This window comes from Flavobacterium geliluteum (assembly GCF_017948595.1).
GTDB lineage: Bacteria > Bacteroidota > Bacteroidia > Flavobacteriales > Flavobacteriaceae > Flavobacterium > Flavobacterium flavipigmentatum.
In genome coordinates, this window is record NZ_JAGFBV010000002.1 from 234,018 (window position 1) to 254,999 (window position 20,982).

Annotated in this window: 23 protein-coding genes; 16 read left to right on the forward strand and 7 right to left on the reverse strand. The window is 35.2% G+C overall.

Annotation, left to right across the window (positions count from 1 at the left end; translation table 11 throughout):
• Positions 1-9: 9 nt before the first annotated feature.
• The 6 genes from J3495_RS02370 to J3495_RS02395 all read right to left on the reverse strand — a co-directional run bounded on the left by J3495_RS02370 (position 10) and on the right by J3495_RS02395 (position 4,717).
• Positions 10-1,683 (reverse strand): S8 family serine peptidase, encoded by a 1,674-nt coding sequence (locus J3495_RS02370; RefSeq protein WP_210664958.1) that lies wholly within the window; start codon positions 1,681-1,683, stop codon positions 10-12.
• A gap of 18 nt (positions 1,684-1,701) precedes the next feature.
• Positions 1,702-2,154, reverse strand: a complete 453-nt coding sequence (locus tag J3495_RS02375; RefSeq protein ID WP_210664959.1) for a hypothetical protein — start codon at positions 2,152-2,154, stop codon at positions 1,702-1,704.
• Positions 2,155-2,290: 136 nt separating this feature from the next.
• Positions 2,291-2,614, reverse strand: a complete 324-nt coding sequence (locus tag J3495_RS02380; protein ID WP_210664960.1) for a hypothetical protein — start codon at positions 2,612-2,614, stop codon at positions 2,291-2,293.
• A 63-nt stretch (positions 2,615-2,677) separates the two neighbouring features.
• Positions 2,678-3,406, reverse strand: coding sequence for a hypothetical protein (locus tag J3495_RS02385; protein WP_210664961.1), 729 nt, complete (start codon positions 3,404-3,406; stop codon positions 2,678-2,680).
• 18 nt (positions 3,407-3,424) lie between these two features.
• A complete protein-coding gene (locus J3495_RS02390; protein WP_210664962.1) occupies positions 3,425-3,829 on the reverse strand; it encodes a hypothetical protein in 405 nt (134 codons plus the stop codon).
• Between the two features lie 18 nt (positions 3,830-3,847).
• The gene (locus J3495_RS02395) at positions 3,848-4,717 is read right to left on the reverse strand and encodes a hypothetical protein (protein ID WP_210664963.1); all 870 of its coding nucleotides are present in this window, start codon (positions 4,715-4,717) and stop codon (positions 3,848-3,850) included.
• A 271-nt stretch (positions 4,718-4,988) separates the two neighbouring features.
• On the opposite strand from J3495_RS02395, the gene J3495_RS02400 reads away from it, so the two are divergent.
• The 11 genes from J3495_RS02400 (at position 4,989) to J3495_RS02450 (ending at position 15,327) form a co-directional block, all read left to right on the forward strand.
• The gene (locus J3495_RS02400; protein ID WP_210664964.1) at positions 4,989-5,447 is read left to right on the forward strand and encodes a hypothetical protein; all 459 of its coding nucleotides are present in this window, start codon (positions 4,989-4,991) and stop codon (positions 5,445-5,447) included.
• Positions 5,448-6,199: 752 nt separating this feature from the next.
• Positions 6,200-6,859, forward strand: a complete 660-nt coding sequence (locus tag J3495_RS02405) for a sensor histidine kinase (RefSeq protein WP_236025379.1) — start codon at positions 6,200-6,202, stop codon at positions 6,857-6,859.
• A complete protein-coding gene (locus J3495_RS02410) occupies positions 6,849-7,499 on the forward strand; it encodes a response regulator transcription factor (RefSeq protein ID WP_210664966.1) in 651 nt (216 codons plus the stop codon). Before J3495_RS02405 ends, J3495_RS02410 begins: the two co-directional genes overlap by 11 nt.
• A gap of 711 nt (positions 7,500-8,210) precedes the next feature.
• Entirely contained in the window at positions 8,211-9,338 is a 1,128-nt protein-coding gene (locus J3495_RS02415) for an NAD(P)/FAD-dependent oxidoreductase (RefSeq protein ID WP_210664967.1), read from the forward strand.
• Positions 9,339-10,052, forward strand: coding sequence for a methyltransferase domain-containing protein (locus J3495_RS02420; RefSeq protein ID WP_210664968.1), 714 nt, complete (start codon positions 9,339-9,341; stop codon positions 10,050-10,052).
• On the forward strand, positions 10,049-11,101 hold the full coding sequence (locus J3495_RS02425) for a type III polyketide synthase (RefSeq protein ID WP_210664969.1): 1,053 nt from the start codon (positions 10,049-10,051) through the stop codon (positions 11,099-11,101). Before J3495_RS02420 ends, J3495_RS02425 begins: the two co-directional genes overlap by 4 nt.
• A gap of 19 nt (positions 11,102-11,120) precedes the next feature.
• Entirely contained in the window at positions 11,121-11,558 is a 438-nt protein-coding gene (locus J3495_RS02430; RefSeq protein ID WP_210664970.1) for a 3-hydroxyacyl-ACP dehydratase FabZ family protein, read from the forward strand.
• Entirely contained in the window at positions 11,555-12,829 is a 1,275-nt protein-coding gene (locus J3495_RS02435) for a beta-ketoacyl-[acyl-carrier-protein] synthase family protein (protein WP_210664971.1), read from the forward strand. Before J3495_RS02430 ends, J3495_RS02435 begins: the two co-directional genes overlap by 4 nt.
• 5 nt (positions 12,830-12,834) lie before the next feature.
• The gene (locus tag J3495_RS02440; RefSeq protein WP_210664972.1) at positions 12,835-13,089 is read left to right on the forward strand and encodes an acyl carrier protein; all 255 of its coding nucleotides are present in this window, start codon (positions 12,835-12,837) and stop codon (positions 13,087-13,089) included.
• Entirely contained in the window at positions 13,086-13,592 is a 507-nt protein-coding gene (locus J3495_RS02445; protein WP_210664973.1) for a 4'-phosphopantetheinyl transferase family protein, read from the forward strand. Before J3495_RS02440 ends, J3495_RS02445 begins: the two co-directional genes overlap by 4 nt.
• A 226-nt stretch (positions 13,593-13,818) precedes the next feature.
• Entirely contained in the window at positions 13,819-15,327 is a 1,509-nt protein-coding gene (locus J3495_RS02450; protein ID WP_210664974.1) for a PAS domain-containing sensor histidine kinase, read from the forward strand.
• Positions 15,328-15,492: 165 nt separating this feature from the next.
• Here J3495_RS02450 and J3495_RS02455 read toward each other — a convergent pair whose 3' ends face one another.
• Positions 15,493-15,918 carry a response regulator gene (locus tag J3495_RS02455; RefSeq protein WP_210664975.1) on the reverse strand — a complete coding sequence of 142 codons (426 nt, stop codon included), beginning with the start codon at positions 15,916-15,918 and terminating at the stop codon, positions 15,493-15,495.
• Positions 15,919-16,390: 472 nt separating this feature from the next.
• Between J3495_RS02455 and J3495_RS02460 the strand changes: the two genes are divergently transcribed.
• From J3495_RS02460 to J3495_RS02480, 5 genes are all read left to right on the forward strand, one after another.
• Positions 16,391-17,965 carry a Na+/H+ antiporter gene (locus J3495_RS02460; RefSeq protein ID WP_210664976.1) on the forward strand — a complete coding sequence of 525 codons (1,575 nt, stop codon included), beginning with the start codon at positions 16,391-16,393 and terminating at the stop codon, positions 17,963-17,965.
• 560 nt (positions 17,966-18,525) lie between these two features.
• Entirely contained in the window at positions 18,526-18,813 is a 288-nt protein-coding gene (locus tag J3495_RS02465; RefSeq protein WP_210664977.1) for a methyl-accepting chemotaxis protein, read from the forward strand.
• Complete coding sequence (locus J3495_RS02470) at positions 18,810-19,262, forward strand: CHAP domain-containing protein (protein WP_210664978.1); 453 nt, start codon at positions 18,810-18,812, stop codon at positions 19,260-19,262. The genes J3495_RS02465 and J3495_RS02470 overlap by 4 nt, the downstream gene beginning before the upstream one ends.
• Before the next feature lie 737 nt (positions 19,263-19,999).
• A complete protein-coding gene (locus tag J3495_RS02475; protein WP_210664979.1) occupies positions 20,000-20,242 on the forward strand; it encodes a hypothetical protein in 243 nt (80 codons plus the stop codon).
• Between the two features lie 235 nt (positions 20,243-20,477).
• Positions 20,478-20,969, forward strand: a complete 492-nt coding sequence (locus J3495_RS02480) for a hypothetical protein (RefSeq protein ID WP_210664980.1) — start codon at positions 20,478-20,480, stop codon at positions 20,967-20,969.
• Positions 20,970-20,982: the final 13 nt, after the last annotated feature.

Below are 20,982 nucleotides of genomic sequence, written 5' to 3' on the forward strand. Positions count from 1 at the left end.
CATCTTTATTTAGATTAATTTATTTGGATTAATGTAGCCATGACCGGCTCTAAAAATCTCAAAACTGTTGTCTTTAAAAGAAGCTGTATCGCAAGCACTAAAAAGTTTTTTTCGTATTGAAATAATATCCAGATCAGGCTCTTTTTCGAGTATTTTAACGACTAAAGAAGCAACATAAGGCGCCGCCATACTGCTTCCGCTTTTAGACGTTAGCTTGTTTGAAGCCCTATTTTCTCTATTAGAAGACGAGCAGGACGATTTTATCTTAAAACCAGGTGCCACAAGCTCTGGCTTCATACGCCCATCGGCCGTGGGACCGGAACTACTGAAAGACAATATAGATTTTGCCTCCTCATTTTGATTGTAAGCACCCACAACAATACTATATTTTGAATTACAGATCGAATTGGTGGTATGCGTTTTGTTCGCAATTGCAGGCAAAAAGATAGATTGGCCTCCGTCATCTCGTTCGATGTAACAATGGTAGCGGCCATTTTTGACCGTTCTCCCAACTAATTCGATCTCCCAAAATTTTGAATTTAATTTGCCATTAATCAAAATATTAATTTGATTTTTATTTGTATTTGGCTCATTGCTTCTGTGTAGACAAATGCCTACCTCAGCGCCATCTTTTAGAATCAATTCATCTTTAAAAGGCGTTGATGCAAGCAGTAGTTTTTTATTATCATCATAAATATTGATACTTAAAATATCATCTCCGTGATACCAAATTTCCATTTCATTGGGTGTACGATCATATTTCTTAAACATCCACGGAATTTTAATTTTCTGATTGACTTTTATATCGCCATAGGTATGCACATTTGATTGATGATAATTGCCGGTACTCTGCACTATTGCCGTACCTTTTCTCGTAGTAAGAATATGATCAATAGCTTGTTCTACGAGAGTTTGTCCCGTATGAGCATCGCCATGACCTCCTAAGCTCATATTGATCACAATGGGTCGCTGGCCTGCTTCGGTTAACAAAAAATCAATGCCTTCGATTAGTTTTACCGAATCGCCCAAAGACAAATTTGATCCGTTTACGAGATTGGTTCCCATATCGACCGCTATGATAGAAGCATTTGGCGCAAAGCTTTTTGGTGCTACTGCCCCATTTCCGCAGGCAATTCCGAGAACATGAGTTCCATGAGTTCCGTTTCCAAACAAATCTGATTTTCCCGGATGGTAGCCCAATTTTTTAAACGGTAAATCATCAAGTAAACTTTCATCAAGCTGAGTTTGATTAATGATCCTTCCATAACTATATTTGTTTCGATCGCAGCGATCAGATTGTACCCAAATTTTTTCGAAACGGGTTTTGCCATTATTGATAAAATCTGGATGCGTAAAATCGAAACCAAAATCAATAATTCCAAATACAACTTTCGAAACACTGTTGGTAAGAACCTCATTTTTTTGATCTAAAACATGAGTTTGAGGATCTACCTCAACACGATCATTAGCAGGAACCACACTTGGAGCTTTTAAACTTTTTAGTTTTTTGCTGTTATAGATAGCGCATAAAAAACGACGCTTTGTTCTGATACTTACAATTTTTCCGAACTCTGAAATAATTTTACAATGATCCGGATATTCATTCTCTTTTTCGAGACGCATTAACAGCGATAATTCTTCGTCAGGATTGCCGTATAATATAACTTTGAGTCTTGGATCCATGAGTTTTTGTTTTAGAGATTAATTCAGATTTAATAATTTTGTTTCAATATCATTTAATTCTTGATACAAAAGCATAAAGTATAAATTCTCATCAATCACATTAAGAAAGGCCTCTTCAAAATCTCCAGCATTAGACAGATAAGCTTTGATTTCTCGAACATACTGACTATTTATAAATCCTATTTTTTCTAATCCTAAAATAAAGTCCTGATCTTCTTCTTGAAGTTTAGAAAAATTAGTATTCGTAAAAATCTGGACAAATAATTCGTTGGTTTTTTCAATTAAAATGATTTTTTTTGAAACTAAATTTTTAAGTAAAAAAGCTTTTTCTTCTTGTGCCTTTTTGGAAAATTTAAAACTTTTTTTTAGAAGATTAGGTCGAATCTGATTTATCTTTTTTAGAATTTGCGTCACGTTTTTTTCAATTTTATTCAAACTGATGGTTTCTTGGTTAGTTATTTCAGCCTTCATTTTTGTTGGTTTTTATTGTTTTTTTTCTGAACTTTTTAATTAGTAATAATAGTGGATTCTCTTTATTTGTAACTGATGATTAAAATGTCTTAGCATCTTAATCATCTTCCTTTTAAGTCACTTTCTGAAGATTTTTTTATGCAGTTTGACCAGCCCCTTCTACACCCTCTATTGTTAGATTGTTTTTTTTATCATCATTTGTTTCTTTTAAGCCAGCGATTGGGTGAGTAATAATAGCTGTATCATGAGTTGCTTCAGTTACTTTTCTAGCAGCAGCGCTAAACTTCTCGCCTTCGCTTTTGGCTTTGTTATCAATGATTAAATAGCTCATCAAGGGATTTTCTGAAATCATACCCGCCAAAAGTGCCGTATTGGTTATTTCCTGATTTCCGGGAACATTATAAAAAGTGGCTCTGCTATTGGCTATAACGTAACTGATTAATAAATTAAATGGATTCATTGTTTCGTATTTTAAATTAATAGAAATAAAAGGGCAATTGGGTAACAACTGCCCTTTTTACATTTACTTATTCATCATCATCATCATGACAATTGGCAACATGTTGTTGGATTCTGTCGAGTTGTTTTTATTTTGCTCAGAAATTAATAAAACCATCGGCAACATCATATTCATATTGTCTGATTTACCTGAGCCCGAATCTCCCATAGTAGTCATCATTGGCAACAATAAAGACATTGTCTGATCTACATAAATAGCTTTTGCATCCTTTTTTTCAATGATGTGTGCAGGTATCTTTACGCCTTTTTCAGTACTAGCTTCAGGAACAAATTCCAAATTTTCAGGTTTTAGTTTTGGCTGATTCAACAAAGATCCCATCATACTCATCATTTGCATATTTTTCAAAACTTTAGTTTGGTTGTCGCCTTTTCGGGCGTCAATTTTTGCAAATTCGGTATGTTTTTGATCTAAAGCCACCAACGCTTTATTAGTAGCCAGCGAAGTCTTTTTAAGCTCATTCACTTGGTTAGAAATCGAATCTAACGATTTCTTCAGTTCACTTTTGGTCGCATAATCATTAGCTCTTCCGCTCAGGGTCTTTCCAAAATTAGATCTTTGTTTTACCGCCGAGCTCACATTAGGTCTGATTCCTTTTATGGATGGTCTTCTGCGTCTTGCAGCCTCATCAAAGCTTTCGTCGTAGCTTTCTAATAAATCTTCGCCTAAAAGATCCTCGTTGTAGTAATCTTCATTTAATAAATCTTCGTCTAAATAACTTTCGAAATAATTCATAATTTTAAATATTAATGGTTAATTTTTATTGAAATAATGTTTGTTATATTTCTGGATGGCCGGCTGAATATATTTATTAAAAAGAATAAAATCAGGAATGCCGTTGCCTGGTTTTCCGGTTCCGAAACATGCTGAGCACTCATTATCTTCGCCAAAACATTCCGTGCAGGCACCAATGGCTTTTGCCAAATCATCGTTCTGATTTAACTCAAATTCCAACTGCAACTTTAGATTTTCGATCATGGCAAAAAGTTTGTGATTGATTTTTTTGAGTTTTTTAATTCTTTCCTCAACTTCTAAATCAATTCTTGGAATTTCTTTTCCTTCTTCCACTTCATTTTTTCCCATCATGGGTTGCATAAGCTCAAAATATTTAGCCATTTCAGGATTATGTTCTTTCAAATATTCTAAATAAGCCTCCATTAGTATAACTTTTAGGTTTTATAAATTTGCAATAGAATTTTCAAGTCTATTGATTCGGTTAGGAGTGTTGGTACCCACAAATTGGCCATATTGGTCCACGTAATAATCTTCGGTCGGAATTAATCCTCCGTTGTAATATTCATACAAAATATTCTCGGTCAGGTAATTTACACTTTCGATTAATTCTGCAAAAGAATGGCTTTCTATTGGCGAATTTGGGCTTGCCGTTCCTAAACTTTGCTGTGCCTGACCCGCCTGAAATTGTGGATTATTTATCACACCACCCAGTTGGTTGTACAACCCTTGTACTCTGCCAATATCCTGCGCTGCCTGCGGACGAAGCACAACCGGATTATCCTGCACATACTGCTGAATAGCCGGAAGAGCCGCTCTGCCTGCATCGGCCAAATATCGGGTTGTATTGCTCCAGGCTTGCCCCACTGGCGAAGGCGCTTGTCTGCGTCTGTAATTGTTATTATTTGCCGGTCTGCGCTGTTGCTGTGGAGGTGCTGGTCTGCGTTGTTGTTGCTGACGATTATTGTCTAAAGCAGTACTTGCAGATCCCGCCAAATTACTTACCAAACCACCAACTGCTCCCCCAATTTGCGGGGCTCCAAAATAAGTACCCACCGCAGTGCCTACAATAGGAGCAACTGCAGAAACGCCACGTAACACTCCCGAACCAATATTGCTGGCCACATTACCTAAGCTTGACCAAAATCCTTCTGCTTCACTTTCAGACATTAGATCTACTCGTGACAGCAGGACATCTTCTAGTTCATTTTCACTTAAATTAGAATATTCCGGCCCCAATACATATCGTACAGCTTCAAAATAATTGTCTTCGCTGAATGATTCTCCCTGAAAAACTTCATGATATAAACTCATAATTCTTAGTATTATAATTAGCTCTTACTCTTTTATTAGGCTTTTCAGATTTCGCCTATTCATTTTGTGCACAAAAAGAACGATGTAAAATTGATTTATTATAATTTACTATAAAACAGTGTTTTACCCCAATTTTTTAAATAAATTTACCCTAAAAAAAAGGGTATTTTCACCCTTGTAAACTTGGGCCGTTTAAAATAAATTTGCTCATTACTATTGATGTAAACCACTATTTAACAATCAATAAAACCATTAACTATAAAAAACGATTATGAAAAACGAACCAGGAAGACCGGCACAATTAATTACAAAAAAATTTGCTAAAGAATTGCATTCTAATTTTATGAAGTACAGAGCCAGCATAATAGCGAAGTACATTAAAAAAGAAGATGCTAACGCCGTTTGGTTTTCTGTAGAAGAGCTAGAAAATTATATTCATTACATCAAGTCTAAAGGCGCAAAAAAGGGTTTTGCTGTAAACGGAATCCGCTTTTATTTTGGAGTATATCCAGATGAAAAAAAATATGCTGATAAAGCAGGCTTGATGACCCTTTTTCTAACAGCTACAGGAAAAAGAATTAGACCCGTTGCACTAAACAGTGTACAAACCTTTGCTTTGACTCGCGAAAATAATGATTCTGATGATCAAAATGATAACAATGAAGACATACAAAGCATCGAACCAATGAATTACGGAAGCATTGGCAGACCACCGAGCTTATTATACTAGAAAATTATGTTCGAATTTTTAAGATTTTATATTGTTTATTTAGTCGTACTCTCCGGGATTATTGGCTTACTTTCATGGCATAAACTTCCTTCCAGAAAAGCTAAATTCTTGGTGATTCTAATTTGGTTTTCTGCTGTAATAGAGAAAGTTGGCTATTATTTTACCGAGTGGACAGGCCTGTTAAACTATCCTGTATTCAATTTTTACATGCTCGTTAGTTTTTGTGCTTATATCATACTTTTAAGGAGTCTTTTATCAAAAATAAAATATCGCATGATAGCGCTGCTTAGTTTGATACTATTTTTACTTTCCTTTTTTATAAATATTGTATACGTCAAAGAGTACCTAAACCACTCCTATACTTACAGTTACGCAACTGGCGTATTGCTTATTATGATATTATCTTGCTTGTATTTGGTAGAAATCTTTAATTCGGAGAAAATATTAAATTTTAAAAAATCGGTCTTTTTTTGGTACATATTAGGCATATTAGTTTTTCATGTACCTTTTTTGCCTTTCATGCTTGCTTTAAACTGTTTTTTGATCAAACAAGACGAATCTGTTTTTAGTTTAGTCGTATTTATTTTAAATGTTTTGGCCCACAGCTGCTATATTACCGGATTCTTATGGAGCGAAAAGAAATACAATTATTAGTTATTTCGTTAGGTATTGTTTTTTTAACTTTACTCATAATTCTGCTTGTCATATTCTTTTATTTTTTGAAAAAGAAAAACAATTATTTGGTCGAAAAAATGGAATCAGAACTCTATTTTCAATCCGAATTAATTAAGACAAGAATAGAGATTAAAGACCAGACCCTGAGCGAAATCAGTAAGGAACTGCACGATAATATAGGCCAAATTGTTTCTGTGGGCATTATGCATCTCAACATGTATCTGGACAGCGGAAAACCTGTACAGGTGAATGAATTACATGATTTGAAAAAAATACTCGCCAAATCACTAGACGAAATTCGGATTTTGTCCCGAATCATCAACAAAGATAATTTACTGCAAAGCAATTTTATAGAAGCGATCAAGCAAGATTTAGAACGTATAAAAAAACTAAAAAACATTCAATACAATTATAATCTTACGGGAGAAATCCCTGAGATTAGCCAAGAACATGATTTGTTTATTTACCGAATTTTTCAGGAAGCACTGCACAACAGCCTCAAACATTCGCACAGTAATTTATTTGAAGTAAATATTCATACCACCGATACCGTTTTTCTTCTGGAAATAAAAGACTTCGGTATTGGTTATGACACAAGCCAGATCAACGCTGGATTGGGGTTGAGCAACATGAAATTAAGAGCCCGATTAATTGACGCTAACTTAATAATGCAGTCAGATTCGTCAGGAACAACCGTAACTTTAGAATACTTTTTAAGCAAAACCAATGAAACCTAGTACTAAAAACAAAATTATTATTGTAGATGATCATCAGTTATTTTCGCAATCTTTAGAACTGCTCATCAATAGTTTTAAAGATTTTGAAGTGATCAATCGTTTCGAAAACGGCAAAGTATTTCTTTCTTACCTGCAGGAGCAACCAGATGCAGAAGTAGACTTGATTTTATTAGATGTTAACATGCCCGTTTTAGACGGCGTAAGCACCATGAAATGGATAAAAGAAAACAGACCCGATCTTAAAGTGATTGCGCTCTCTGTAAATGATGATGAAGAAATTATTATCAAAATGATTACCAATGGCGCCAAAGGGTATTTACTAAAAGATACCTCGCCAGAAATCTTCAAAGAAGCGATCATTTCTGTCATCGAAAAAGGCTTTTATTTTACCGAGTTAGTCTCAGGCATGCTCGTTAAGAAAGCCAATGATGACTCGAAAAAAATCAATTTGAAAGAAAAAGAAATTGTTTTTATAAAACATGCCTGCACCGAAAAAACCTATAAAGAAATCGCCTCAGAAATGTGTTTAAGTCCGAAAACAATCGATGGATACCGGGAATGTTTGTTTGATAAACTCGAAATCAAAACCCGAATTGGGCTGGTCTTGTACGCCATCAAACACAAAATTGTCTTGGTATAAAGCTTTTATCTGATGCTTTTTTGCCCTTTACACCTCTTTCCTATGCTATTTTATAGCCTTTACTTTGCGGGTTTCTGCGCCCGTACGCTAATTCCTATCTTGTACTCCTCTATATCCGTGTATATCATAAGGTAACCCTAGAAGGTTTCAAAACTTTCTAGTTATGGCTTTTATTACAATTAATACCTACAAGGTCAAAAAAGACCTTGCAGGAATTCCAATTGCTTCTTAGAAACGTAAAACTTTACGTCCGTCATGCGAAATTTCACGTCAGTGATGTGAAACTTTACGTCTAACATTTGAAATTTAACGTCAGCGATGTGAAATTTTACGTCTGACATGTCAAATTTCACGTCAGCGATGTGAAACTTTACGTCTAACATTTGAAATTTCACGTCAGCGATGTAAAACTTTACGTCTAGCATGTGAAATTTCACGTCCATGATGTGAAATTTTACGTATGTAATGCTAAACACTGAGTATGACCTTATTTTGTTCTGAAATAAAACTCAAAATATGATGCAATACTGATACATTTTGTTTTGGATTACTAATCGCTATATCCCTTAGATTTTGACTACTGTAGTTATCATTTTATAAGGGCAATAAAAGCACTTTATAAAATGTATAAGATCTAGATTTTTATCAAAAACACATAATAATCTTACGTAAAGCACACTTTATTGAGATTTTATCACTAAATTGGTAGGTATGAAAACAAATTGTGATGTGCTGATTATTGGCGGCGGACTTGCCGGTTTAACCAGCGCCATAAATTTATCTAAAAAAGGCTTAGAGGTAATCCTGATAGAAAAATCAGCTTATCCGCGGCACAAGGTATGCGGTGAATATATTTCGAACGAAATTTTGCCGTACCTCAGCTGGCTTGGTGCAGATGTATCAGAATTACGTCCTACGACTATCACCAGATTTGAATTTACTTCCGGTAATGGAAAAACAGTAACCGCAAAACTTCCTTTAGGAGGATTTGGCATTAGCCGATATGCGCTTGATGATTTTTTATATCAAAAAGCATTGGCAAACAACTGTAACGTTATAAAAGATACTGTTACGGATATTTCTTTTGGCAATGACAGTTTTACGGTAAGCACTTCAGACCAAATTTTGACTGCCAAAATAGTCTTGGGCGCTTTTGGCAAACGATCTAATATTGATCAAGTTTTGGAACGGGATTTTATTAGTAAAAAATCGCCCTGGCTGGCTGTTAAGGCACATTATTCGGGTAAATTTGATCATGATCTCGTGGCTTTGCACAACTTCAAAGGCGGTTATTGCGGCGTTTCTAAGGTTGAAGATGATAGCATCAATATTTGTTATCTGGCCGATTATGCCACCTTTAAAAAATATAAAAATATCGAGGAGTATCAGCAAAATGTGCTGTACAAAAACAAAAACCTGAAAGCTATTTTTGAAAACAGTACCCTTCTTTTTGAAAAACCACTCACGATAAGCCAAATTTCTTTTGATAAAAAACAGCCTGTAGAAAATCACATTCTGATGATTGGCGATACTGCAGGCCTGATTCATCCGCTGTGTGGTAACGGAATGGCAATGGCGATACACGCTGCCAAAATAGCATCAGAACTGGTGCTGGAGTATTACAACGGTGAGATAACCTCTCGAGAATCATTAGAAAAAAAATATAAAAAGGAATGGAATACGCATTTTGGCAAAAGAGTACGCATGGGTAGAATTCTGGCTCAACTACTTAAAAATAAAATCATCACCAACCAATTGGTCGGACTATTGGCATCATTACCATCACTACTCCCTAAAATTATCAAACAAACGCACGGAAAACCAATAGCAATAAATTAAATGGATATAAGTACCCAATACAGAACTCAGGAAACTGAGATAATGGATGATTTTTTGCTTGAAGGCGAAGAATTACGTGCTGCACTAGACCAAATTGCCAACATTAATCAGTTGCTGGGTGGCAACCACATTACTTTGAATGGAGTAAAAAAATTATTAAAAAAAACAGATATTACCAAAACAATCGTGATTGCAGATATTGGCTGCGGCAACGGAGACATGCTGCGCATGCTCGCACAATACGGACTAAAGCATACTATAAACTTTAAACTGATCGGCATCGATGCAAATGAATATACGGTAAACTATGCCAAAACCCTCTCGGATGAATATTCAAACATAGAATATGCATGTGTTGATATTTTTAGTGAAGATTTTAAGGCCATACAATATGACATTGTTTTGTGTACACTTACCCTGCACCATTTTACCAATGAGCAGATATTAAATATAATCACTATCTTTAGTACTAATGCAACAACCGGAATCATAGTCAACGATTTGCATCGAAGCAAATTGGCTTACAGACTTTTTGAGATAGTTTGCACTATTTTTAACCTCAATAGGATGTCCCGAGAAGATGGACTGGTTTCTATTTTGAGAGGCTTTAAGAAAACCGAATTAGAGGAGTTTTCTAAAAAATTAAATCTAAAAAACTATACCATATACTGGAAATGGGCTTTTCGCTACCAATGGATAATTACAAAAAAATGAGTGTAAAAATAGTAACGGTTGCCAAGCAACTACCAAAATATTCGCGCACCACAAACGATATACTTCCGCTTTTGGATGGATGGCTTGATGGAAAAGAAGAACGCTTTATAAAAAAAGTAAAAAAGATTTTCGAGGGCGCAGCTGTAGACCAACGTTACTCGATAATGGATCCCGCAGAGGTTTTTACAGCGACTTCGTTTGAAGATAAAAATGATATTTACACCAGAGAAGTCATTATTCTGGGAGAACAAGTACTAGAGAAAGCACTTAAAAAAGCAGGTTGGGATCCTACAACACTGGATTATATTATCACGGTAAGCTGCACCGGCATCATGATCCCCTCATTAGATGCTTACCTTATCAATAAAATGAAACTGAAACAGGATATAGTGCGCCTCCCCGTAACAGAAATGGGTTGTGCCGCAGGAATATCGGGCATCTTGTATGCTAAAAACTTTTTGAAATCTAATCCGGATAAACGAGCAGCAGTCATTGCGGTGGAGTCTCCAACAGCAACATTTCAGCTTGATGATTTTTCGATGCCTAATATTGTCAGTGCGGCTATTTTTGGCGATGGAGCCGCCTGTTGTCTTTTGTCATCGTATGAAGAGGACAAGGGTCCAGAAATAATTGACGAACAAATGTATCATTTTTATGATGCCGAACACATGATGGGCTTTAAGCTAACTAACAGTGGTTTACAAATGGTTTTGGATATTGAAGTTCCGGACACTATCGCCTCTCATTTTGGAGCTATTATTCATCCTTTCTTGCAACAAAACAATCTTGAAATCGCAGACATAAACCATATGATATTTCATCCCGGCGGAAAAAAAATAATCACAACAGTAGAGTCGCTGTTCTCGGGATTAGGCAAAAATATTGATGATACCAAAGAAGTTCTTAAGCGATACGGAAACATGTCGAGTGCAACTGTTTTGTACGTTTTAGAGCGCATCATGGATCGCAATCCGAAATCTGGCGAGAGAGGATTAATGTTAAGCTTTGGTCCCGGATTTTCGGCACAACGGGTTTTATTACAATGGTAATTTTTCAGAAAAACAAATTATGGAATTGACCGATATTATAGCCAAATTGCCTTATAGCGAGCCCTTTTTATTTGTAGACGAAATAGTAGCTGCAGATGAAAACGGAATTACGGGCACTTATACCTTTAGAGAAGATTTATATTTTTATAAAGGACATTTTAAAGGGAATCCTGTCACTCCGGGTGTAATTCTCACCGAAACGATGGCTCAGATTGGCATGGTTTGCCTTGGTATTTATTTATTGAATGATGCTGCAAAAGAAGATACCGTGATAGCGTTTACATCGGCAGATATGCAGTTTTTAAAACGTGTATATCCTAATGAAAAAGTAACAGTAACTTCTCAAAAAACATTTTTCAGATTCGGCAAACTTAAATGCAATGTTGTGATGAAAAACGAGGCGGGACAAGAAGTTTGTAAAGGTATTGTTGCGGGTATGATTACTACAAAATTATGAAAAAGCGTGTCGTAATAACAGGTTTGGGAGTCGCTGCTCCTAACGGAGTGGGAATTCCTGCATTTACTGATGCCCTAAAAAACAGCGTATCAGGAATTCGTCATCATGCACAATTACAGGCGCTGCAGTTTTCTTGTCAGATAGCGGGTCAACCCCAAATATCAGACGAACTTAAAAATCAATATTTTACAGAACTTGAATTACGCGGTTTTAATAGCACGGGTATTTTGTACGGCGTAATAGCTGGAATAGAAGCTTGGACAAATGCAGGATTGACAATCGAAACTAATAACGAACCGGATTGGCATAGCGGTACCATCTTTGGATCTGGGACTTCGGGCATAGATAAATTTCGCGAAAGCATTTATAAAATAGATGATTTGCAAACCCGCAGGCTTGGTAGTACCGTTGTGGCTCAGACGATGAACAGCGGTATTAGTGCGTATCTTGGCGGTAAACTGGGGCTTGGCAATCAGGTAACAACAAATTCCTCGGCTTGTGCAACGGGTACCGAAGCTATCATGATGGCCTATGATCGTATACAATCCGGGCAAGCAAAACGCATCCTTGCGGGAAGCACCGGCGATAGCGGTCCGTATATTTGGGCAGGATTTGATGCGCTTCGCGTATGCAGTTCAAAATACAACGATACTCCTGAGCTAGGTTCTCGTCCTATGAGTGCGAGCTCGGCTGGGTTTGTACCCGGCAGTGGCGCGGGAGCATTGGTCGTAGAAGAACTGGAAACTGCCCTAAAACGAGGTGCTACGATTTATGCTGAAATATTGGGTGGTAATGTAAACTCTGGCGGGCAGCGAGGCACTGGCAGCATGACCGCACCAAACAGTGAGGCGGTACAACAATGCATCAAAAATGCGCTGCGCAATGCCGGCATTTCTGCGAATGATATTGATGCTATAAACGGTCATCTTACGGCAACCACAAAAGATAGTCTGGAGATTGAAAACTGGACCAAAGCATTGAACAGAAGCGGCAATGATTTTCCGTATATCAATTCCCTAAAAAGCATGACAGGTCATTGCCTTAGTGCTGCCGGCAGTATCGAAAGTGTAGCCAGCGTTTTGCAACTTCATGAAGGCTTTATATTTGCTAATACCAATTGTGATGACCTTCATCCCGAAATTGGTTCACAGATTGATCCGACAAAAGTAATTTTAAAAACGATTTATTCGCAACCCAATATAATTGCAAAAGCAAGTTTTGGTTTTGGCGATGTAAATGCGTGTATACTATTTAAAAAATTTGATAATTAATTTATATGAATAAAGAAGAACTTATTTCGAAACTAAAAGTAATCATAAAGCCTTATACAACAAACACCGAAGCTTATGACAATCTCACGGAAGACACTGATTTTATTAATGATCTAAACATTAATTCTGCCAATCTTGTTGATATTGTATTGGATATTGAAGAGGCTTTTGATGTGGTAATCGATAATACAGATATGGAGCGCATGCTTGATGTTAAAACCTCTGTAGAAATCATCGAAACCAAACTGGCTGCAAAATGATTGGCAATGATGTTATAGATCTTTTACAATCGCGCCAAGAAAGCAATTGGCAGCGTAAAGGTTTTATAAACAAAATTTTTACCGATGATGAACAAATAATCATATCAAATAGTTCTGATCCAGAAATTATGGTATGGGTGCTTTGGAGCATGAAAGAAGCGGCTTATAAAATTTACAACAGACAAACCAAAATCAGAGCCTATATTCCTAAAAAACTGATCTGTAGCATTAAGACTTATAAGAACAGTTCTGTAAAAGGTTTAGTGTTTTGTGATGAAAATATATATCACACAAAAACAATGCTTTCTAAGGACATTATTCATACTCTGGCAGCTGCTTCCTTAGAAGATTTAAATTGTATAATTGAAATTGAAAACAAAGATATTGTTAAAGATAAGTATGGAATTCCTTATCTGAATGCTTATCCTGAAAATACATCGCAGAATGTCTCTATTAGCCATCATGGCCGGTTTGAAAAAGTGGTAACTATTAGAAACTTTTGAACGTTTATACTACGAAGATATTTTAAAAAAATGCAATAAAAAAAGCAGGTCTGAAAACGCAGATGATCTTAGATCAGGCTATTGAGTTTGAACAGCTGACAATCTGTTGCTTGATTTTTTAAATTATAATACAACTCCATTGAAATTATAAAACATTCATTTGAATTTCTATAACACCATTGGCTCAAATTAATGATATTTTCGTAGAAAACTAAATCTACCACCGATGTACGATAACGTATTGCTTTTGAAAAACATTGTGGATCACACCCCTTTGCCCATTGCTGTTTACATAGGAGAAGAATTTAAAATAGAACTTATCAATCGTGCCATGATCGAAACCTGGGGAAAAGGAGATCAGGTGATCGGTAAAAAATACCTCGAAGTTCTTCCAGAGATTGAGAATCAGCATTTTTTTGAACAAGCGCTAGCTGTCTTTAAAACTGGAGTTCCTTTTCATGCCAAAGACAAAAAAGTCGATCTGGTAATGCACGGCACGCTAAAAACGCATTACTTTAACTACAGTTTTATACCTCTTTTTGATATTCAGGGAAATGTTTTTGGTGTAATGAATAGTGGCGTTGACGTAACAGATTTGCATGAGGCAAAACAGCAAATTGAAAGTGCTGAACAAAGGCTAAGAATGGCGATCGACTCATCAGGAATTGGCACCTATGAAATTGATCTTCAAACAAAAAAAATTGCGACTTTCGGAAATTTTAAAAACATCTTTAGTACTGAAGATGAAATTGCCAGTGAACAACTCCTCAAAAAATTGCATCCTGATGATCAGGCATTATATCAGAAAGCACAAAAAGAAATTGAAACTACTGGAAAAATGTCTTATGAGGTTCGAATTATCAATGATGATAAGACCTTTAAATGGATTAAAATTAGTGGTAAAATGATTAAGAACGAAAATGATACTCCCACCACTATCATCGGAATCATTCAGGATATACATGAGCAAAAGCAGTTTGAAGAAGAATTAAAAAAACAGGTAGAAGAGCGCACGCACGAACTACAAAGATCCAACGATGATCTTTTGCATTTTGCCAATGTAGTAAGTCATGACTTAAAAGAACCTGTTCGAAAAATAAAAACCTTCAATAGTCTTTTGCAAGCTGAAAAAGAAACTAATTTTAATGATAATTCAAAAAAATACCTTCAAAAAATCGACCAATCTGCCTTACGAATGCAGACCATTATTGAAGGAATCCTGGCCTACTCTACCTTAAATAAAAAAACACAACCCATCGAAAAGGTAAATCTCGATGATGTGATCGAAAACATAAAAACAGACCTGGAACTCATTATAAAAGAAAAAGGTGCGATACTGATTACCAGTGAGCTTCCAGAAATAGAAGGAGCCCCGATCTTAATTAATGAGCTATTTTACAACCTGATTCACAATGCTTTGAAATTTTCAAAAAGAGACCAGCCCCCAAGAGTTATTATATCTTCTGCCGAAATTGATCATAATGGTACTGAATGTATTCGGATCGTTATTGAGGACAATGGTATTGGATTAGAAGCCAATTATTTTGAACGGATATTTGATGCATTTGAAAGACTTCACTCTAAAGATCAGTATGAAGGGAACGGTCTTGGTTTGGCCTTATGCAAAAAAATTGCTTCCCGCCACAATGGTATCATATCTGCCGATGGAAAGAAAGACAATGGAGCCGTTTTTACCGTTATCTTACCATTAAAACAAAATGGGGAAAGTCTTTAGAAATTATTATTTTCTCCAGACTTTCCCTATTAGTTAGAAACAAAACCCAATAAATTATCTGTAAAAAAATTTATAGATGCAATCTATCGTAATTTTGTAGATTTATTTTGCGATTGTAAAAAGTATTATTCTGTAATTGTCCTTTTTGTTTCCAGTTAAAAAAAACTATTTTACGTAATTGGGTGAAACACAATTTTGCCAGTATTCTACAATATTTTTTATCATCTCTTTCATTTCATTAAAATCAGATGGTTTTACAAAAAAACCTTGAACAGATTTTGAATATGCATCGATAACATGCTGCTGCTCAGCAACAGTTGAGAAAAAGAGATAAGGAATTGATTTCATTCTCAAATCTTCATTTTCGTGCACTTTTGTTCGTAATTCTATTCCATTTAGCCTTGGCATATTGATATCAGAGAATATAATAAAAGGCTCAATGATTGTAGCCGTAAGATACTCAAGTGCCTGCTCTCCATCTCCAAAAAAAATGACTTCATTGGGATATTGCAGTCCTTTAAAAACCTCTGCCAAGAATTCCTGATCATCCAGATCATCTTCTATAATTATTATCGGCCCACCTTTATTCATTATTTTTATTTTATGGTATTTGGTAGCAAGGTAGCGAATAAAACATCACTTTTTGGTACTATAAACAATGTATTCATCATTTATTTCTGTAGTGGTGTTTCCTATTTTCTTTGTAAAAATTCTATAACAAATAATAAAATTCATTCTTTTAATCCTCTTTTTGATAAATTCCAGTCTTATAGTGTCAATTTTACACATAATTAATTGATTATCTATCTCCTTTATAAAATTATTATAATAGATTCAGAACAAAAATAAGAACGAAAAAACGCACATAAAAAAATTTAAAGAAAATGAATACATGTAGTTAAATAACAATTTTCTGGAATTATAAGTCAATTCATGAATAAACATGCAAAATGATTTTAAATATCCGAATCATTTTTATTCGAATGTTGAGAAAAAAAACTATTTTACAGCTATTGAAGATTTGGACACCAATTAAAAACTAAACCTCCTCACAAACAAACCAATGCTTGACAACTTACCTTTTTATTTAGGACTTTTAATGGTTATTTTACTTTTGATCATGCTGGCTAATAAAATTAAAGTCGCATATCCTGTACTTCTGGTATTAGCAGGACTTATGATCAGTTTTATTCCCGGAGTGCCTGTTATAAATATCGAACCGGAACTTATCTTTTTTATATTTTTGCCACCACTTTTATATGAAGCTGCATGGTCTGTTTCTTGGAAAGAAATGTGGCGTTGGCGCCGTATTATTACGAGTTTTGCCTTTATAGTTGTCTTTTTGTCGGCGCTTTCAGTAGCTTTAGTAGCCAATTATGTTTTCCCTGGTTTCTCTTTGGCATTAGGTTTTTTACTGGGGGGAATTGTATCTCCGCCAGATGCGGTAAGTGCTGGCGCTATTCTGAAATTTGTCAAAGTACCCAAAACGATTTCGTCTATTTTAGAGGGAGAAAGTTTATTGAATGATGCCTCTTCCCTAATTATTTTCAGATTTGCCATGATTGCCGTTGCCACTGAGCAATTTATTTTTTACAAAGCCGCTATGAGCTTTAGTTGGATGATATTTGGAGGTGTCGCAATTGGTTTATTAATAGGATGGCTTTTTATGAAAGCCCATAAATATTTGCCTACAGACGCTAATGTCGATATAGTGCTGTCATTACTTACGCCTTATATCATCTATCTTGCTGCAGAAAAAATGCATAGCTCAGGAGTTTTAGCTGTCGTAAGTGGTGGTTTATTGCTAGCCAACAACAGACACCGTTTTCTAACGAGTAAATCCCGCCTGCAGGGAATAAATGTGTGGGAAAGTTTTTGTTTTATATTGAATGGATTGGTTTTTATGCTTATCGGGCTAGATTTACCACAAATTACGCGAGGCCTTGAAGATGTAAGCATTGCGACAGCAATTGGTTACGGGATATTGATTACCCTTGTTTTAATGGTGAGTAGAATTTTATCTTCTTACGGCGCAGTAATTATCACGATAATTGCCCGAAATTTCATTACTGTGGCTGATAGTAAAAATCCTGACTTAAAAAGCCCTTTTATCCTCGGCTGGACCGGAATGAGAGGCGTTGTATCGTTGGCCGCAGCATTATCAATACCAGTTTATCTGAATAACGGAAACGGTTTCCCACAGCGTAACCTTATTCTGTTTATTACTTTTATCGTAATCCTATTAACATTAGTGATTCAGGGATTAACGCTGCCTTATTTTATTCGAAAAATTCAATTTAATACCGCTGATGATGCTTTAAGTCCTGATGAAGATTACAACCTTTTAAGACAAGAATTGGCAGAATATGCTTCTAATTATTTAAAAACCACTTATAACAATCAGGTAGAAGATAATATTTCGCTACAACGACTTATTGAAAAATGGGAGCAGCATAGTAAAAAAAATGATGATGAATCCATCGGAAGGGAACTTAAAGTGATTTATCTTGATTTATTAAATCAACAACGACAATGGCTTCTCAATAAAAACAAAGAAAATCAAAATTTAGACGAAGCAATTATTAAAAGACAATTGCATTATCTTGATGTTGAGGAAGAGAAATTACGATATCTTTAAAAGTATTTTTATTATTGAATTTTCTTCGGACTAAATTATTTTCATGAAAAATTTTTAGAATCTCTCGAAATCGAAGAAATATGAAGAGCGCGACATTGGCGTCATTTATATTGCCTTCAAACCATTTATTACAAAAAATTTACTGCTCTAAAAATCTCAAATTGAAAAAATAAGGCTGTCTAAATATTAATTTATTAGACAGCCTTATTTTTTTGTTTTTTTATAAATTAAACTCCAAAAAAATGGGATCATCTATTAAATGTCCTTTCTGGTAACGACGTATTTTCTTCTTTCTAGAAAAGCAGACTACTACTTTTTATCAGTTATCTATCTTCATCATATTAAACTTTGGTTCATTTGCTTTACAGCTCTGTAAAGTCATGATACACAAATGTACAGCGGGTGTGCACCCATTTTTCAAACCCCTTCTTTTGTGCAATCTTTGTCATCTCAAAGGGAAACAAGTGATTTAATAAGGATAAAAATGAGACCTAAAATCTTAAAAAATTACACTTATTGTTCCCTTCTAAAAATTTCGAAATATTATAAAAAAACATCCAATGGAACAATTTCTCTACCCCACTCTAACCGCTTTTTTTGCCGCTTTTATCACGTGGTTATTCTCTGTGAGGAGATCTTTAGCCCAAGATAGAGCCGCTGAACTTGACAATGCCGTAAATGCCGTAAAATATTACCGTGATCTGCTTGATGATATTACTGCCCGATTGACCGCGGCAACCGAAACCATCAAAAAAATGGAGATACAACATAGAGAACTAATGGTTGTCAACCAACAATTAGTTGATGAGTTACAAAAATTCAAACAATTAAACGGAAAACAACAATGACACTCGCCCAAAAAACATTAGAAATTGCAATTGCACAGATCGGCGTTGAAGAAATGCCAAAATACAGTAATTCAGGCCCTGAGGTTGAAATTTACCTAAAAAGCGTAGGACTAACAAGAGGATATTCCTGGTGTATGGCCTTTGTTTTTTGGTGCACCCAAAATGCAGCACTACAAACTAAATTTAAAAATCCTTTAAAGAAAACTGGCGGTGTATTAGATCAATACAATTCCAGACCTCTGCTAATACAAAAGGTTCCGCAAGTGGGTGACATTTTTATTCTGGACCTCGGAAAAGGATTGGGTCACACCGGAATAGTAGAAAAAGTAACCGGAAACATTATTCATACCATTGAAGGAAACACCAATGATACCGGCAGCCGTGAAGGATATAAAGTATGCAGAAGAAAGAGAGAAATCAAAACTATGAAAGGGTTTCTGAGACTTTAAAACTAGTTATTACATAAAACTCAACCTTAAACTATCAATAAAACAAAAAAATCAAAGCAAGAATAAAGCCCTCAAAGTTGTACAGTAAAAATTGAAGTGATAAAAAAATTAAGGTTAATTAAGCCGAACTAGGGCGTACATTAAAAAGCCTAAAAGGTCGGCTTATAACCATTAATACACTGATAATTTGGATGGAAAATAAAACTTTACAGGTTTGCAAGAATTCTTAAAAAAGGTGATTAATTGTGGCCACAATAAGGAGTGGAAAAATGATACATACAAACTTCATCCGCTGTCCCTATAACAACCATTCTCAGGGACTAAATATAAAATCTTTATATCCAGAAGCACATCATATTCCACTCCTGCAATCATCCATAAGATTTCAAAAAACAGCACTATTCAATTGTTCCTAATTCAAATCCTATTAATGAAGATTTCTGTCACTTTTGGTGTTAAAGCATCAATTGAGCTTTAAATAAAAAAGTATACTGGTTTATTTGTTCCTGAAGGTATTGCGACAAACAGTTGCCTCAGGAACAAAAGACCAACTTTTTTCTAAATCTACTCTTATAACATTATTTTCAGCAGATAAACAATTTCTTCTAATACTTCAAATTGTTCTAGAAAGATCTTTAAACCATAATTCCCAACAAAAAACACTGAATATTAATTTTAGTAAACAAGCCTATTTTACTTTATTGAATAGCTTGTAAAAACCTAAATCTACTACTATTATGCCTACAGCAACCAACAGAAGTCTGGGCATGCAAAGAAATAAACTATTACGCTACAAACTCATCAAGGAGCTTTATTATAAACACAAAACAGAAGACATTCCGACTACCGTAGTTTGGAGAAAATATATTTGTCCCGTCTATCCTATTTCGCGTACAACTTTATATGAAATTCTATGCACTTCTGTCACTGTTGAGCTGAGAGAAATAGAGGAAGCGATTAAGAATCAAGCGAAACTTTAATTCAAAATACAAATCATTTTCTGTAAAATAATTTTTTTGTGAATGACTTTGACCATGCTTTAAAGTTCTCTCACTTTACAACGTTGTTCGATCTTAGAACACAATAGTCCAACCACTTTGCATGTGTTTTTTAAACTGTGACTTTCGGCTAATCTTTGCTTTTGCATACCGAAATAACGGTTACAAAACGAACCCAATTTACACTATACAAATCACTTAAAATTAAATATAACCCATGAGCAAAAATCTAAACCGAATTGTTTTTATGTTTTTTTCTGTCTTAGTTCTGGTTTCCTGCCGAACCCCGAAACCAGTTCTAAGCGAAGAAAAAACCAAAACCATCACCATTAAAGAAATTTTACACGATACTATTTTTAAAATCGAAAAAGACAGCAGCACGTTTAGAGCTTTATTAGAATGTCAAAACGGAAAAGTTGTTTTCAAGAATGTTACTCAAGTCGAACCAGGGCGCACATTAAAAGGCCCAAAGGTTCGCCTTGATAACAACAAACTCATTGTAGACTGCGAATTGAAAAAACAGGAACTCTATGCCTTCTGGAAATCACAACAAGTAAAAGAGGTAGAAGTAAAAACAGTTAATACGACAAAATTTATCAATCAGTTAACCTTTTGGCAAAAAGTACAAATCTGGCTGGGACGAATTTTTCTCCTGATCCTGATTTATTATGTCGGCAGGTTCCTACTGAGATTCTACAGAATAATTTAAAGACCAGCAACAC